The following is an 11,275-nucleotide window of genomic DNA, read 5'->3' on the forward strand; positions in this document are numbered from 1 at the left end:
GGTGTACCGGAAAATTACCATGTTTGTCGGCTCTCACGTGCAATTTCTACCGAAGAGCAGCAACTGGACCTAGGCTGGTTCTATGTCGGGCACCTACGCCGAAATGGCTCCGTTGCGGGCAGGCGACCTGGGAGAAGAACGGCTGGCTACTGGTGGGCAAGTACCCATCGTCGTGGTGGAGCCGGAGGGCAATGCCAGGGGCGGGATCGTGGTGTTGCACGAGTCCCATGAACTCACCGGTGCCTTAAGGGAATTGATGAACGCGCTGGCCGGGGAGGGCTGGACGGTAGTAGCGCCCGATCTCTGCCACCGGATCGACGCCGAACTCGGCGGCGCGGTATTCGGTAATGAACTGTTCGAGGACTTCGACGCGTGCTTCAACTGGCTCACCGGCCGCGGGGTGTTTCCCGACACCATCGGTGTGCTCGGTTTCGACTCCGCGGGCACCGCGGCGTTCCTGGTCGCGACCAACCGCTCGATCGGTGCCGCGGTGAGCGTCGCGGCACCGGGTATCACCGAGCCACTCACCGACCAGGCCGATGCCCTGGTCCGCGCCGCCCCCGACCTCCAGGCGCCGTGGCTCGGCCTGTTCGGCGCGGACGATCCGGCCACCCCACCCGCCGATGTCGACAAGCTCCGTGACGCGACCGCTCGCGCGGCAGTCGCCAGTCTGGTCATCACCTACCCCGGCTTGCGCTACCGCGCCGACACCACGGAGGCCGACGATGTAGATCTGATCGATTCGCAGACCAGAATCTTCGATTGGTTCGATAGCAACCTGCGTTGACCAGTGGTTTTGTCATCTTGCCCATAGCTCATGTAACCTTTCTGCTCGGCGGTTCGAAAGGACCGGTGCCCTCGAAGAGAAGGCTCCAGGAGGCGTGCCAGAGCGGCCGAATGGGACTCACTGCTAATGAGTTGTCCCTTCACGGGGACCGGAGGTTCAAATCCTCTCGCCTCCGCCACACCCGGGAAACCGGGTACAACTGAATAACACCTGCGCCCGTAGCTCAACGGATAGAGCATCTGACTACGGATCAGAAGGTTAGGGGTTCGAATCCCTTCGGGCGCACAAGTGGAAAGGTCCTCTGGCGGCACTGCCAGGGGACCTTTCCGGTTTCACCGGTTACTCGGTCACGATCGCCGGCCTGTGTCCGGATTCTCTGCCGCTGTCATCGCACCATCCTGTGTTGGACCGATCGGCCGTATGCAACGTCACCTGTACGAACTTCCTGATCTCGCTCTGCGGCGAACTTGCAGACCTGAAAGTCGCATCCGAGTCCGATAGGTAGGTTCCGACCGGCGAACCTGTCGGAGCTATTGTCCGTCGTGTTGCGGGCAGCGTGCCCTGCGGAAAGGAACGTCAGGCGTGGGCTGGAAAGTGCAGGGGTCGATCGTCGAGGGGCCGTCGATCCGACTGCTTTCCCAGGGCGGCCACACGAAGAAGACGAGATGGTCGACATCGACACTGTGCATGGGCGGCCGTGTGATTACGGCGTAGCTTGCCCAATGGCCCCGCGCCACTGATGTGAGGGCATATGAGGCTTGCTGTCTCAGTTCGGCTCGTCACGAGGGGGCAGGATCGGTTCGGCGTCGGTGGACTCGCCCTGTTCGATGTTGTGGCCGCGGGCGATTTCGGCATTGAATTCCGCGCCGAGCAGGATCGCGACGTTGGTCAGCCACAGCCATATCAGGAATACGATCACCCCGGCCAAAGGCCCGTACAGGGTGTTATAGGAGCCGAAGTATGTTGTGTAGAAGACGAATCCGGCAGATGCTGTGATCCACAGGAAGACCGCGAGTACGCTGCCAGGACTCAGCCACCGGAATCCGGGCTGGCGGGCATTCGGCGCTGCCCAATACAACAGTGCGAACGCGATACTTGCCAGCACTGCCATTGCGGGCCACTTCGCGATGGCCCATACGGTGAACGCCACGGATCCCAAGCCGAGCCATTGCTCCAGTGTCGCGGCAACCCGGCCGCTGACCAGTATTCCGACCGCGCAGAGCGCCACCAAGACCATGATCGTTATAGTCAGCACGAGACGTAGCGGCACTGTCTTCCAGAGTGGTCGGCCTTCTTCGGTCTCGTAGATCGCGTTGGCGGCACGCACAAATGCACCGATATAGGCCGAAGCCGTCCACAGCGCCGTGATGATTCCGATGCCTGCCAGCGGTCCCGCAGGCAATTGCGATTGCTGTAATCGCTCGAGCAGTTGGACCACCACCGAATTGCCGCGGTCATCGACCTCGCCGATAGTGTCTGTCAGTGATCGGATGGCTGCGGGACTGGCCGATCCGAGTAGCACCGAAACTATGATGGCGCCGGGGAACAGCGAGATCACGCTGTAGTAGGTCAACGCCGCGGCCCAGTCGATGAGGTTGTCTTCCCGGAACTCACGCACGGTGCGCCGCAACACACCCCACCATGGCCGCCATCGCGATGCCAACGAGTCGCCGATCCCTTTTTGCCGTGTGTCTCTTTGTTTCGCTTCGTCTTCAGCCATCAGCGAACCTCCCGCTCACTTATCGGCGCCTTGGTATACGTAGCTGTGGGATTCGGCATGTCGAGGTCGCCGGAATCGTCATTCGGGCTGGTCATGTGGCAGCAGCGGGTCGAGCAGTCCGAGGTCGATGTTGTGGTCTTCGGGGGTGAGCCCGAAGTGGTCGCGTAGTTCGTCCATACGGTGTTCGAGCGTCATCAGAGCGGTGTCGAGGGTTCGATCCGGGTGTCGGTGAGGTTGCCCGCGACGGCATTGTCGAGTTTGCGGGCTTGGGTGATCGCGAGGTCGATCAGGCCGAGTAGGCCGCCGTCCGGTTCTTCGGTGAAGCGTCGTATCGGTTCCGGCAGGTCCGCCGGATACTCACCGACCGTGTGGTAATGCAGCGTCGCATCCCGTAGCTGTTGCAGCTGCTGCGCACTCAGCTGCTCCTGGTGCATCGGGGGAGCGGAATACGACCCGGTCGTGATGCGGTCGATGACCCATTGCTGGGGTACCACCGACAGGTTGTGCGCATCGAGCCCGATGTGCAGTTGCCTGCCCCGCTGGCTTTCGCGGGAGTGGGTGTGTCCGTGCAGCAGCCATTGCCCGCCATCGGGATGCCGCCATTCCTCGAATCTGTTCACCGGTGTGTGATCGCCCTCGGGATCACCACGGAAAGGGAAGTGTGACAGCAGGACTCGGTGTCCGGTGATCTTGTGCACCGCGGTCTGCTGGACGCTGTCGAACACCTCGAGGTAGACGCGTTGCCACCGTGCGGCCTTCGAACGCATCGGATGGCAGCCATCGTGATTGCCGCACACCAGATGTTTGCGACCACTGCGGTGCGCTAGCCAACGCAGGGCGGTCGTCTCGTTCTTGGTGCCGCCGACCGAGATGTCACCGAGCACCCACACCTGATCGTCGATGTCCACTTCCTGGTCCCAGAGTCGTGCGAGTTCGGCGTCATGCGCGGCGGCATCCGGAAATCCGCGGCTTTCGGCGACCATGCGATGCCCGATATGGAGGTCCGCGGTGTAGAAGATCCTCACCGCACGCTCGGTTCCGTGCGGATGCTCGCGTAATCGGTAGCACCGGCCATGGTGAGCGGACCGAATGCTTTCGACCCGGCGACGCCTTCGACAAGAAGATGCACTCTGCTCAGCCCTTCACCTACAGCACCTGGCACGGTAACGATGTGCACGCCAGGATATGCCAGATAGTCACGGGTATCGCGGCTGTGCTGTCCTGGGCAGCGTCGAGAGCGGCATCAGAACCAGGTCTTGGCGCGGATCGCGTTGGCCAGGTCGATCAGCGCGTAGCGGTGCTTGCGGTCGGGTGCGCTCCGGGCCAGGAAACGCAGGGCCATTTCGGTTCCTGCTCTGAGATCGCGTTCGGTGAAGGGCGAACCGAACAGGGCCGCGTCGGGGCGTTTGGGTGTGTTGCCCGCTTGCAGCCAGGCCAATGCCGTGCCGAGAACCAGCACTCGCATCTGGATCACGCGCCCTTCGATGGGCGGTAGGCTCTGCACTCGTGCCGCCGCGATGTGCAGGGTGGGTTCGTCGAGTTCGGCTGTCGGCGCGGCGGTCAGCAGGAGCAGGACGGCGGTCATCCGTGCGCTGATGTGGTGCCGTGAGGTCGCGGGCACGCTGTCGAGCACCTGCACTGCTTCGTCGACCGCATTGTTGCCTGCCAGCTGCCTTGCCAGTCCGAAGGCTGCGCTCACCACGGTGTGATCGGTGCACCAGATGGTTTGATAGGCCTTCTCGGCGTAGATGTGCCATTGTTCGGCGTCGGCCGAATCCCGTTGCTGCTCGATGAGTTCGACGGTGGCGGCGACCGCGAGCTTGGGGGCGATCTCGCCGGGGAACATCTGGGAGACTTCCTTGAAGTCCGCGAAAGCGTGCTCGTACTCGCGGTCCAGCAATTCGGCCAGGCCGCGATACCAGCTGACTCGCCAATCCTGTTCGGGTAAATGCGTGAGCAGGTTCAAGACGGTATCCGACTCGCGCAGATCGATCCGTACCTGCGCTTCGGCGAGATTGAGTTCCAAATCCAGAGTGCGGGTGGCGGCACCGGGATCGGACTTGATCCGGTCCCGGGTGTGCTGCAGTGTTTCCAGCGCTTCCGCGGGTTCGGAGAGCAGCGCGGCGGTGAGGAGAGGCGTGACCGATTCGGCTGGGTCCGGCAGCGGCATCGGCAGTCCCGCGACCACATCGAGGGTACTGAGCCTGCTGCTGGGATGGCCGTCGACATAGGCGTCGACTTGGTCGATCAGCTCTTCGGTGCCGAAGCTTGCGCGCGGTGGGGTGAATACGGTGGACAATTGCGGGTGCTCGGTGCCGGTTTCCAGGGCGAGGAATTCCCGTAGCGTCCCGAGCAGCTGCTCGGACATCGCTTTGGCGGAGGGAAAGCGGCGTCGGGGGTCCGGGTGGGTCGCGCGGAGCAGGAGATAGTGGAAGCACTCACAGCGAGCCAGCACCGGTTCGTCGATCGGGTCGGGGAGGCCGTCGCGATAGTGCCCGTACTCCGTGGGCATATCCAGGGTGAGCACGGCCAGGGTGCGGCCGACGGTGTAGATGTCCGAGGCTATGGTTGGTCCGGTGCGCGCGATCTCCGGTGCTTGGAAACCTCTGGTGCAGTAGATACTTTCGTACTCTCCCATGGTGCTGACGGCGCCGAGGTCGATCAGTTCGACGCCATGCTCGGTGACCATGATGTTGTCCGGTTTGAGATCGTTGTACGCGAGTCCGGCCGAGTGCAGGTAGTCCAGCGCGGGCATGATCTCCAGGACATAGGCGATCGCCTCGGTGACCGGCATGCGTTGCCCGGATTCGTAGGAGCCGAGGATATCGTGCAGCGACCGGCCGCCTACATATTCCATGACGATATAGCCGATGGGTGTGCCCTCGGGGCTGGGGTGCTCGACGAAGTTGTAGATCTTGACGATCCTGGGATGTGTCACTTCGGCGAGGAATTGCCGCTCGGCTATGGCCATGGCCTGTGCTTCCGCGTCACCGATGTGCAGCAGGCCCTTCAATACCACCCAGCGACCACTGACGTTGTGGTCGATCGCCAGGTAGATCCAGCCGAGCCCGCCGTGGGCGATACACCCCTGGATCTCGTACTGCCCCGCCACTATCTCACCTGGGTGCAGTGTGGGCCGGAAATCGAAGGGCGATTCGCAGCTCGTGCAGGTGCCTTCCGTGATCGCGGGGCTGGTTTTCGTAGCCCGTCCGACCGGCTTACCACAATGCCAGCAGAATCGTTTGCTTTCCGATACCTCGGGGTCCGCGAGCACGGCTTCGTACGGATCGGCGGGCGTCACCTCTGGAATCCGCACCAGACCGGCGCCGATCCGTACTGTCGGATGGGTTCGTGTGGAAGGTATGCGATTGCCTGAGACACGCGATAGCGATGTCGACCTCGGTCTCGATTCTGCGTGTCGTGCCCTTGGTGGGCTCGCCGCCGTGGCTTCCGGGACTTTTTCCGGCTCGGCATGTGCGGTTTCGATGTTCGGGCTTGCCCTGAGTTCGGCGGCGGAGTCTCCTTGTGCGGCTGGTGCCGCAGGAAGATCCTCCGGTTCGGGTTTCGGGGTGGGCCGTATGGTCATCGTTCGTCGATCCTGAAGTGCCCGTCAATCCCGATACGTGGGGCTCGGCGGGGTGGGGGTGGGGCCTAGTTCGGTGAGGTACTGCTGGTAGAGCCGGGTCCAGGTGCCGTCATCGCGGATGCGCTCGAGGGTGCCGTTGACGAAGCGGACCAGATCGTCTTCGCCTTTGGGGATGCCGATACCGTAGAACTCCTTGCTGATGCTGTCGCCGACCAGCTCGGTATAGGGGTCTTGGGCGGCGAGACCCGCGAGCAGAGGTTCTTCGGTGCCGACCGCGTCGACCTGGCGTTGTTGCAGGACGACCAGGCAATCGTCCCAGGTAGGTACGGTGAGGATGGCTGCGGCGGGTTGGGCTAGGCGGAGGTATTCGAGTGAGACGGTGCCCGCTACGGCGCAGACACGTTTACCGGCCAGATCGGCCACGCTATGGATACCGGAATCGCGGACTGTGAGCACGTGCTGATTGGCGTACAGGTAGACGGTGGAGAAGTCGATCTTCTCGCGGCGTTGACAGGTGATGGTCATGGTTTTGGCGACCACGTCGACGGTGTGTTCTTGCAGGGCGATTGTCCGATCGGTGGAGCCGAGGGTGCGGAACTCGATCAGGTTCGGGTCACCGAGCAGGTCATGGGCTATTTCGCGGGCGATATCGGCGTCGAAACCGCTGATGACACCGGTGACCGGGTCGCGGAAGCTGAACAGATTACTGCCGGTGTCCAAGCCCACCAGTAGCCTACCGCGTGCCCGAATCGCATCGAGTGTCGGTCCGCGTGCCGCGGTGCCCGCCTCGCTGGGACGCAGACTGGCGGTCGGATCACCGCATGACGTGGTGTCCGGAGCAAGAATCGGCGCATCCGGGGGGATCAGGACGGCGTTGGCCGGCAGCGGAGGGGCGGTGTAGTCGGGTATCGCGGAGGGCTGGTTGGCCGGGGTGGTGCTACAACCACTGGCCAACGCCAACGTCAACGCCATGAGGACCATCGGAACGATGGTGAGCGGGCTGCCGGGCATGACGGCGGGTATGGGTTTCATTGGTACTCCCTGAGCCTGGGCCACAGGCCGAGTCCGACGCAGCCTGCTGCCAGAATGCCGAGCACCATGGCTGTGAAGGGGAGGAAGTCCAAGGCGTGTTCTGCTCGGGAGATGTCATTACGCAGGGCATAGCGGGTGCGGTCTATACCTTGTTCGAGCGCGTAGTCGAGTGTTTGTACCTGGACGGCGGAGTCCCCGGGGTCGCGGCTGGTGGCGACGGTAGCCGCGCCGGCGGCATCGCCCCGATCCAGGGCGTCGGTCATACGGTGGTGTGCTGCTTGCCATCGGGCCAATGCGCTGCGAGCGACCTCGACTTCGTTCGCGGCGGGAGCGGACTGCGGATAGCTGTCGAGCAGGTCGGCCAATCGTTGCGTGTCGGCGAGGTACGTGCTGCGGTAATCATCGGTTGAGTCACGGCGGGCCAGCGGCAATATCTCTCTGGTGCGGGCCTGCTGAGCCAGGCTGCGGCTTTCGGCGAGCAAGGCCGAGGGCAGCATGCCGCAGTCGCGTGCGGTGACCATGGCTGCCGTCGACACCGATCCCGCGGTCACCGTCCAGATCAGCAGCAGCAGTATCGCCGCCGAGGCCAGTAACAATCCAGGGTTGAACACCCGTCGCCAGCGCCGTGCCAGATCCCATTGCGCCCACCCCAGCGCCCCTAGCGTGAGGACAAGCAGGCCGAGTAAGAGCCAGGGCGGACGCGCATGCGTGCGGTACGCGTCTTGTTCCGCCGCTTGGCGCCGCTCTTGCAGTCGCGCGGCCATCGGCAGCAGCGTGGTCTGCATCTGGTTGGACGCTTCGCTCAGATACGCCGCGCCGACCGAATGTCCACTGCGGTTGTGTGTTCGCGCGGTCTCAACCAACCCCGAGTACACCGGAAGACCGGTCGCGATCCCGATCTGCAGCTGTCCATCCCGATTGACTTCCATCTTCGGTCTAGATCCGGCATGAGGCTGGTGCATCAATTCCGCGGCGGCTTCCCCGAGGGCCTGGCTGTAGCGATTACGCACCGCGGGCGGTTCTATCCCCCCGGCGATGAACGCCGTACTCGCCGCCGCGTCCGCGATCGATAAGGACACATACAACCGATGCGCGGAATGCGCATCCGGTTCGGTGTCGTACAACAGCACATCCAAACGCCGCTGCCGATCTCCGATCATCGCTGTGGTCATCGAACCCGCGAGCAAGCACAAACTGATCAACAGCACGCCGATGGCGACCAACCGACCCGGCGAGGACCTGGCAAACGCCCGCAAACTGTTCATATCAGCCCGCTCGCGCACCACCCCGGCGCTCAGACCACCGCGATGGTCCATACCGCCGGGTTCGGCTGCGGCTGTCGGCCGTTCGAAGCTGGCCATGTCCACTTTTTCAGTTTGAACCTGATCGGTGGATTCTTCGACAATTCGATCGGACTTTTTATGGATGGGCCGGTCCGGATATCTCCGGCAGGGCTTATTTCCACGCAGGCAGGGCAGGCAGATCGCCTGCCAAACCGGACCCGCTGCTACGGCCGAGCAACCACGCGGCGAGGTCTGCCGCGGAGCCGGTGATGGTGTGTGTGGCGGGGGCGGTGCCGATGGTGGCGGTGAAGCCGGTATCGGTGGCCATGATGGCGCACGGCGCGAAGGCGGTATCGGCGGTGCGGTGGTTCATATCGGTGGTGACTTGGTGAAGAATGCGGGCGAGGAAGGGTGTGGGCCAATCGGCAGGCTGGTAGCCCGCGTTCAGGTCCACATGGTGGATTTCCACCTCCTGCAGGCGCATCCAGAGCGCTTCGGCGGCGGGGATCGGGCGGCCCTGGCGGGTGCGGACCTGGGCCTGCCAGGTGTGCTCCGATAGTGACCTGGCGAGCCCGAGCAGGCGGGTCGCGGCGGCCTTATTGTCGATGAGCTGTTCGGCGAGCGGGCGTGCCGCCCCGGCCTCGATATCGTGATCGCGCAGAAAAGCGCTGGCGTACTGCGGTATTTCGACGCCGGTATGCGCCCACAGCAGCAAATTCACCATACTGTCCGCATTGCGGGCCAAGTGGGCGAGGACATGGCCGCGGGTCCAGCCGGGCAGCAAGGAGGGTTCCGCGACGGCGCCCTCATCGAGACCGCGGATGGTGTCGAACAGACGAGCAGTCGCCGTGGCGACGGTGTCGAGTTGCCCGGAGATCTGGGAGGCGGCGGTGGTCATGATCCAGACCCTAGTGAATCGGACCTCGGACCCGGCCATTCGAATCCGGTCCGGTCGGTGCTGGCTTTCAGTTCGGCTCGGCCCATTCGTGGCGTTCTCGGTGTACCGAGGCGGCCAGCGCGAGCAACCACAAAGATATCGCTCCTACCTGGATGCGCTGGGCGATGCCGAGGGCGTAATCGCCGGGGAGATTGTCGGCGACCAGCAACCATACGGTCGCCGTCGACCCGGCTATCAGCGCGACCAGACCGAACCCGCGCAGAACTCGCCAGTGCCGATACCGGAACGCGGCCAGGCTGAAGGCGAATGCGGCGGTGGCGATCGCGGTGATCGCCAGGGTGCTGGTCAGCGCGTGTGGTTGATGCAGTTGCGGGAACAAACCGCCGGCCTCGCCGCACCGATTCGCGCCGGGGGCGCAATCACGCAGCGGTAGGAGTACGTCCGCGATGGTCGCCGCACCGAAACAGCACAACGCCACCCATCCGGTCGTAGTGAGCCTGCGGCGCGGGAACAGTAGCAGACTCACGGTCGCCGCCGATATCAACGATATGCCTGTGATGATGTCCGCGGTCGCGAATACCTGTCGGTATGGCTTGTCCTCGGCGTCCAGTTCGCTGAGGAAGGAGTCGACCGGGTCCAGATCGATTTTCAGCACGAACTGAAGCACCCAGGACGAATAGCACAGCCCTGCGACCGCGACTGTCGCCGCGAGCACCGAAGAAGATAGTTTTCCGCGCTGGTCGGCGAGTTCCGGGCTACCCGTCACACCATTATTGTGCTGCTTTGGTATATCAGTTCCTTATCGGATAGCACTGTGGTCACACAAAGCATTGCCATCCGGGGCACAGGGTTTTGTCAGCTTCGCCGGGCACGCTGAATGGCAGTCGTAATCGGAGGAGGTTCATATGTTCGACTTCGCGACGGCTATAGCCGGAATAGCAGTCATCATGATGATGGTGCTGTCCGGTTATCTGGCCGCACATGCGCCGCGCTCGGTGGTCCGGATTCGGCACCGTTAACGCGCGGCGAGTGCCGTTTGGACGCGGTCGGCCGCGCTGACGGGGTCTTCGTGCTCCCAGATGCGGACCACCTGCCACCCTGCCGCATTCAGTGCCGCATCGGTGGCACGATCTCTGGCCACATTTCCGGCCAGTTTGGCGGCCCACCATTCGGCATTGCGCTTCGGGTCGGTTGCGTGCTGTGGGCAACGGTGCCAGAAACAGCCGTCTACGTAGACCGCGACCCGGCGGCGCGGGAACACGAGATCCGCGCGGCGACGCTGCCCGCGGATCGGTGCGCGATCGATGAAATAGCGCAGGCCGCGGCGATGCAGCTCGCGGCGCAGCGCGAGTTCCGGACCGGTTCCGCTGCGGCGCTGACGCGCCATCCGCGCACTGGTGGCCGCATCGGTGTCCGGCCGCGGTGTCATGCCGCCCAGCCACCCATCCGGTCGAGATGGCTTTCCACATCGGCGAGGAAGCCGGGTGGAAAACGCAGGCTTCCCATGGTGGTCCGGCGCAGGAACCCGGCCGTGGCACGGGCGGAGAGCAGCTGCGCTTCGCTGAGGAAGTGGGTCAGATCCTCGTACGGCTCGTGTACCGGCCAGGTGGACATGGGCACCCGGTAGGCCGACCCGGCGTGTCCCCACGCGGCGACCGGCCACGGTGCGCCCGGTGCCAGCGGCTGATCGTCATGGATCGGTTCGAGTGGTGCGGCCAGCCTGGCACCGACCCAGGCCGCCATGCGCACGCTCACCGCATTGCCGACCAGTTTCCAGCGATGACCGTTGCGCACACCGGGTGTCTGCAGTGCGGGCGCGCTCCAGTCCGCGTCGAACCCCTGCAGACGTTCGGCATCGGTGATACCAGGGGTGACGAGCTCACCGGACGGTAGTCGTACCGCGGGTGGGCTGGCGATGCCGAGCGCTGAGCCACCCTTCAGCGTCGGTACCGCGTTCACCGCCCAGCCG

10 protein-coding genes, 2 tRNA genes and 1 pseudogene are annotated in these 11,275 nt (G+C 63.9%); 3 read left to right on the forward strand and 10 right to left on the reverse strand.

Annotation, left to right across the window (positions count from 1 at the left end):
* Nucleotides 1-82: 82 nt before the first annotated feature.
* The 3 genes from ACL02S_RS17465 to ACL02S_RS17475 all read left to right on the forward strand — a co-directional run bounded on the left by ACL02S_RS17465 (nt 83) and on the right by ACL02S_RS17475 (nt 1,072).
* Entirely contained in the window at nt 83-787 is a 705-nt protein-coding gene (locus tag ACL02S_RS17465) for a dienelactone hydrolase family protein (RefSeq protein WP_412803494.1), read from the forward strand.
* Nucleotides 788-875: 88 nt separating this feature from the next.
* Nucleotides 876-965: transfer RNA gene (locus ACL02S_RS17470), tRNA-Ser, on the forward strand.
* Nucleotides 966-999: 34 nt separating this feature from the next.
* Nucleotides 1,000-1,072 (forward strand) — tRNA-Arg (locus tag ACL02S_RS17475).
* Nucleotides 1,073-1,553: 481 nt separating this feature from the next.
* Here ACL02S_RS17475 and ACL02S_RS17480 read toward each other — a convergent pair.
* The 10 genes and pseudogenes from ACL02S_RS17480 to ACL02S_RS17525 form a co-directional block, all read right to left on the reverse strand.
* Nucleotides 1,554-2,507, reverse strand: coding sequence for a YihY/virulence factor BrkB family protein (locus ACL02S_RS17480; RefSeq protein ID WP_412803495.1), 954 nt, complete (start codon nt 2,505-2,507; stop codon nt 1,554-1,556).
* A gap of 78 nt (nt 2,508-2,585) precedes the next feature.
* The gene (gene gvpK, locus ACL02S_RS17485) at nt 2,586-2,702 is read right to left on the reverse strand and encodes a gas vesicle protein GvpK (RefSeq protein WP_412803496.1); all 117 of its coding nucleotides are present in this window, start codon (nt 2,700-2,702) and stop codon (nt 2,586-2,588) included.
* Complete coding sequence (locus tag ACL02S_RS17490; RefSeq protein ID WP_412803497.1) at nt 2,702-3,532, reverse strand: metallophosphoesterase; 831 nt, start codon at nt 3,530-3,532, stop codon at nt 2,702-2,704. The genes gvpK and ACL02S_RS17490 overlap by 1 nt, the downstream gene beginning before the upstream one ends.
* Nucleotides 3,533-3,750: 218 nt before the next feature.
* Nucleotides 3,751-6,093 (reverse strand): serine/threonine-protein kinase, encoded by a 2,343-nt coding sequence (locus ACL02S_RS17495; protein ID WP_412803498.1) that lies wholly within the window; start codon nt 6,091-6,093, stop codon nt 3,751-3,753.
* A gap of 24 nt (nt 6,094-6,117) precedes the next feature.
* Nucleotides 6,118-7,104: a glutamate ABC transporter substrate-binding protein gene (locus ACL02S_RS17500; protein ID WP_412803514.1), complete on the reverse strand. Its 987-nt coding sequence runs from the start codon at nt 7,102-7,104 to the stop codon at nt 6,118-6,120.
* Between the two features lie 17 nt (nt 7,105-7,121).
* On the reverse strand, nt 7,122-8,486 hold the full coding sequence (locus ACL02S_RS17505; RefSeq protein WP_412803499.1) for a GlnX family signal transduction membrane protein: 1,365 nt from the start codon (nt 8,484-8,486) through the stop codon (nt 7,122-7,124).
* Between the two features lie 94 nt (nt 8,487-8,580).
* A complete protein-coding gene (locus tag ACL02S_RS17510; RefSeq protein WP_412803500.1) occupies nt 8,581-9,306 on the reverse strand; it encodes a maleylpyruvate isomerase family mycothiol-dependent enzyme in 726 nt (241 codons plus the stop codon).
* Nucleotides 9,307-9,373: 67 nt separating this feature from the next.
* Entirely contained in the window at nt 9,374-10,072 is a 699-nt protein-coding gene (locus tag ACL02S_RS17515; protein WP_412803501.1) for a DUF998 domain-containing protein, read from the reverse strand.
* 249 nt (nt 10,073-10,321) lie between these two features.
* Nucleotides 10,322-10,735, reverse strand: a complete 414-nt coding sequence (locus ACL02S_RS17520) for a very short patch repair endonuclease (RefSeq protein ID WP_412803502.1) — start codon at nt 10,733-10,735, stop codon at nt 10,322-10,324.
* Nucleotides 10,732-11,275, reverse strand: a pseudogene (locus ACL02S_RS17525) (DNA (cytosine-5-)-methyltransferase); the annotation flags it as partial. The gene ACL02S_RS17520 and the pseudogene ACL02S_RS17525, both read right to left, overlap by 4 nt.

The organism is Nocardia spongicola (assembly GCF_047200775.1).
Classification (GTDB): Bacteria; Actinomycetota; Actinomycetes; order Mycobacteriales; family Mycobacteriaceae; genus Nocardia.

Bases quoted from the DNA above. Each gene is read 5' to 3' on its own strand.
- ACL02S_RS17465 (WP_412803494.1), top strand. From the start codon at position 83: ATGTCGGGCACCTACGCCGAAATGGCTCCGTTGCGGGCAGGCGACCTG.
- ACL02S_RS17480 (WP_412803495.1), bottom strand. From the start codon at position 2,507: ATGGCTGAAGACGAAGCGAAACAAAGAGACACACGGCAAAAAGGGATC.
- gvpK (WP_412803496.1), bottom strand. From the start codon at position 2,702: ATGACGCTCGAACACCGTATGGACGAACTACGCGACCACTTCGGGCTC.
- ACL02S_RS17495 (WP_412803498.1), bottom strand. From the start codon at position 6,093: ATGACCATACGGCCCACCCCGAAACCCGAACCGGAGGATCTTCCTGCG.
- ACL02S_RS17500 (WP_412803514.1), bottom strand. From the start codon at position 7,104: ATGCCCGGCAGCCCGCTCACCATCGTTCCGATGGTCCTCATGGCGTTG.
- ACL02S_RS17505 (WP_412803499.1), bottom strand. From the start codon at position 8,486: ATGGCCAGCTTCGAACGGCCGACAGCCGCAGCCGAACCCGGCGGTATG.
- ACL02S_RS17510 (WP_412803500.1), bottom strand. From the start codon at position 9,306: ATGACCACCGCCGCCTCCCAGATCTCCGGGCAACTCGACACCGTCGCC.
- ACL02S_RS17520 (WP_412803502.1), bottom strand. From the start codon at position 10,735: ATGACACCGCGGCCGGACACCGATGCGGCCACCAGTGCGCGGATGGCG.